This window comes from Falsiroseomonas oryzae (assembly GCF_027856955.1).
GTDB lineage: Bacteria > Pseudomonadota > Alphaproteobacteria > Acetobacterales > Acetobacteraceae > Falsiroseomonas > Falsiroseomonas oryzae.
The window spans coordinates 1-3074 of record NZ_JAPSMD010000542.1; the positions used below are offsets into that span (position 1 = coordinate 1).

The following is a 3074-nucleotide window of genomic DNA, read 5'->3' on the forward strand; positions in this document are numbered from 1 at the left end:
GCGGGCGGCCCGCGAGTTGCGGGCGGGCCGTCCTCGCCGGACCGGCTACGCCACGCGCGCGGCCCTGCGCCGGCGCGCGACCGCCAGACCTCCGAGGCCGAGGCCCAGCAGGGCAAGCGAGGCGGGTTCGGGCACGACGGACACGGTTCCAACGCCGGTACCGTAGGCACTGGTCCGGTCGGGATCGGACGAGGTCCTGGTGAATCCGAAGAACGTCGCAGCCGAACCGGGCGCGTTGATCCCCAGAATGAAGTCATCCTGTCCAACCGCAGGGCTGCGGACGGTCCCGACCCCGACATCCGTCCCGGCGAGCCCGCCGATGAAGAGCCGGTCATTCGCCTTGTCGTAGGTGAACGCGACCTGCGAGCCTAGCGGCATGCTCAAGGCATTCAGCACGATGCCGACGGTGCTGTCGACGATGCTGGCGCTGTCGTCGAAGGTGACCGTGGCCGATCCGCTGACATCCGGGAAGAAGGGGATGCGGGTCGCGGTGAATTCGTAGGTCCTGCTGATGATCGCCGCACCGGCGGGCATTGCCGCCATCGCCGTGCTCACCGCGACGAGCAAAGCGGCCATCGTGATCCGCCGGACTGCCATCCGAAACTCCTTGCGCCAGTGACCCGCGCCGGCCGGATGTGGCGGCGCTCCAGACGTCGCAACCGACGCAGCACAGCAAGCGTCGTGCCAGAGCTCGCGATCACGCGATTTCAGTGACTTGCAGACGCTACGTTAGCCCACGGGCAGGAACCGTAAAGTTTCTCGACAGGCCTCGGCCCACGGTCGCCCCGACGGTGCACGGCCCCGAACAGGGTCGGGGCTGCGGCCCAGGCGCGGCGCTACAGCCGCACGCCTTCCGTGGTGAAGCGCTGCTCCGCGCTGCGCTGCATGTTGCCGTCCAGCACGACATAGGCGCCGAAGGCGATGACGATGGCGGCGACGCAGCCCAGCAGGACCGATTTCATGGTGGCGACCTCCCCGGAAACCTTGCGTTTCGTAACTAGATAGCCGCCGCCTGCGTGGCAAGACGCCCCGGCCCGGACGCGCTCCGGCGATCGCGGGCTACCGCACCGCGCCGCGGCGGATCACCGGCAGCATGTCCTGCAGCTGCGCCAGTGCCGCGAGGCCGGGGATGGCGGGTGTCACCGGCAGCTCCGGCGCGCCCCAGTCGGCGCGCGAAATCTCGCCGAGGTCGCTGTCCAGCACCTTCCGCACCGTCTCCGCGGTGGGCTGCGGCGGCAGGCCGGCGCCGCCCGGCGTGCCGTTGCCGGCGGGCGGGACCTCGACATCCAGCTTGAGCAGCGCGGCGATGTGGCGGCGGAAGGGCTCCGGGTCGCGCGCCACCTGGTCCAGCGGCCAGTGCTTGTGGATCTGCGACAGAGGGTAGAGCTTGCCCGCGGCATCGGGATCGAGGTCGATCACCGGCAGCCGCGCCGTGTTCAGCTCCCGCACGCGATCCGCCAGCTTCTGCACGCCGCCGGGCTGGTCGAGCTTCACGCCCAGCGCCTCGCTCACGCCGTAGAGCATGCCGACGCCGAGCGCCTTGTCCATGCCGGCCGCCGCCCCGGCGCCGTCGGCGGCATAGGTGCCATAGGCCGGCACGCGTTCGGGCAGGCGTTCCTCGATCAGGCGGGAGGCCTCCGGATGCTCGGGGTCCACGCCCAGCCGTTCCTTCAGCGCGGCGCCGAGCGCGACCAGCGTGGCCAGCCCGGCGAGCGGCCCGGCGGCCAGCTCGGATGCCGGCGCCAGCGCCTCCGGCGGCAGGTCGCGCATCACCTGCGCGAGCTCTGGCGCTTCCGACGGCATGGCGAAGCCGAGCCTGCCCGTAGCCAGGTGCTGCAGCGTGGCGAGCGTGCCGAGCGCCGGCAGCGCCTGGGTCAGCGGCACGTCGGGCAGGCCCGCGACGCGCTCCGCCATGCCCTCCGCCAGGTCCGGCGTGCAGCCGGCGGGGACGCCGAGCGCCTGGGACTCCGGCGGCAGCATCACGCGTTCCAGCAGCTTCGCCAGCGGCGGCGGCACCGGCGTGGCAAGCTTCGGCACGGCGTGCGCGAGGCCGGCGAGATCGCCGAGGAGCGGCCTGTTGATGCCGGCATAGACCATGGCGGGGAGGCTACCGGCTGCATCGGCGCGTGTCACCGCGCACGGTTTCCACCGCAGGCTGCGCTGCGGTATCCTGCCGCGGCGGAACGGGGCGGGGCGGATGACGAAGCCGGCGGCGCGGGTGGGTGACCAGGTGCTGCAGGACAGCCCGCATTGCCATGCGCCGATCCATCCGCCGGGTCCGGTGCCGGCGCCGGCGCCGCATCCCGGCATGCCGCTGGCGATCATCCCGCCAGGCGCACCGACGGTGATGATCGGCGGCATGCCGGCCGCCACCGTCACCAGCCAGACCGCGCCCTGCATGATGGCGGCCTGCGTGCCGGGCGGGCCGGGCATGGTCTCGGTGGGCTCGGGCACGGTGATGATCGGCAGCCTGCCGGCCGCGCGCGTCGGCGACATGACGGCGCATACCAGCTGCGTCGCGCCCATCCCGGGGCCCACCGGCAAGATCCTGCCGCCCGGCTGCCCGACGGTGATGATCGGCGGCTGAGCCTTGCGCCGGGGGCATTTCGCGGCGTTCCGGCCGGTCTGCCCGGTCTGCCTGCGCCGCGGCGCGGGCGCGCAGCCGCTGGTGCTGGCGGCCGTGGCGGAGGAAACGGGCGAGGATGTGCGCGCCGGGGTGCTGCTGTGCCCGGACGCGGCCTGCCGGCACGAATACCCGATCCTCGACGGCATCCCGGTGATCGTGCCGGAGCTGCGCCGGCTGATGTCCGAGCGCGGCGTGGAGCTGCTGCTGCGCGACGATGTGCCGGAGATGGTGGAGAGCCTGCTCGGCGACGCGATCGGGCCCGACAGCTGGCTGGACGCGACGCGCCAGACCGTCTCGACCTATGCCTGGGATGCCTGGGCCGGGCTGGACCCGGCGGAGGCGCCGGACCCCGGCGGCCCGGTCCCGGGCGCGGTGCGGCGCTGCCTGCGGCGGCTGCTGGAGCTGCGCGGCGCGGGGCCGGAAGGCGGGCTGGTGCTGGATGCCGGAT

5 protein-coding genes are annotated in these 3074 nt (G+C 73.3%); 2 read left to right on the forward strand and 3 right to left on the reverse strand.

The genetic code is table 11. From position 1 onward, the window contains the following. Positions 1 to 45: 45 nt before the first annotated feature. From OZN99_RS28510 to OZN99_RS28520, 3 genes are all read right to left on the reverse strand, one after another. On the reverse strand, positions 46 to 597 hold the full coding sequence (locus OZN99_RS28510) for a PEP-CTERM sorting domain-containing protein (protein ID WP_270938599.1): 552 nt from the start codon (positions 595 to 597) through the stop codon (positions 46 to 48). A gap of 239 nt (positions 598 to 836) precedes the next feature. Beyond that, positions 837 to 962: a hypothetical protein gene (locus tag OZN99_RS28515; protein WP_270938600.1), complete on the reverse strand. Its 126-nt coding sequence runs from the start codon at positions 960 to 962 to the stop codon at positions 837 to 839. Positions 963 to 1059: 97 nt separating this feature from the next. Next, entirely contained in the window at positions 1060 to 2133 is a 1074-nt protein-coding gene (locus OZN99_RS28520; protein ID WP_270938601.1) for a hypothetical protein, read from the reverse strand. A 64-nt stretch (positions 2134 to 2197) separates the two neighbouring features. Here OZN99_RS28520 and OZN99_RS28525 point away from each other — a divergent pair, with 64 nt between their 5' ends. Next, positions 2198 to 2587: a PAAR domain-containing protein gene (locus tag OZN99_RS28525; protein WP_270938602.1), complete on the forward strand. Its 390-nt coding sequence runs from the start codon at positions 2198 to 2200 to the stop codon at positions 2585 to 2587. Positions 2588 to 2590: 3 nt separating this feature from the next. Next, positions 2591 to 3074 (forward strand): Trm112 family protein (locus OZN99_RS28530; RefSeq protein WP_408611965.1); only part of this gene is annotated, 484 nt, incomplete at its 3' end.

Bases quoted from the DNA above. Each gene is read 5' to 3' on its own strand.
- OZN99_RS28510 (WP_270938599.1), bottom strand. From the start codon at position 597: ATGGCAGTCCGGCGGATCACGATGGCCGCTTTGCTCGTCGCGGTGAGC.
- OZN99_RS28515 (WP_270938600.1), bottom strand. From the start codon at position 962: ATGAAATCGGTCCTGCTGGGCTGCGTCGCCGCCATCGTCATCGCCTTC.
- OZN99_RS28525 (WP_270938602.1), top strand. From the start codon at position 2,198: ATGACGAAGCCGGCGGCGCGGGTGGGTGACCAGGTGCTGCAGGACAGC.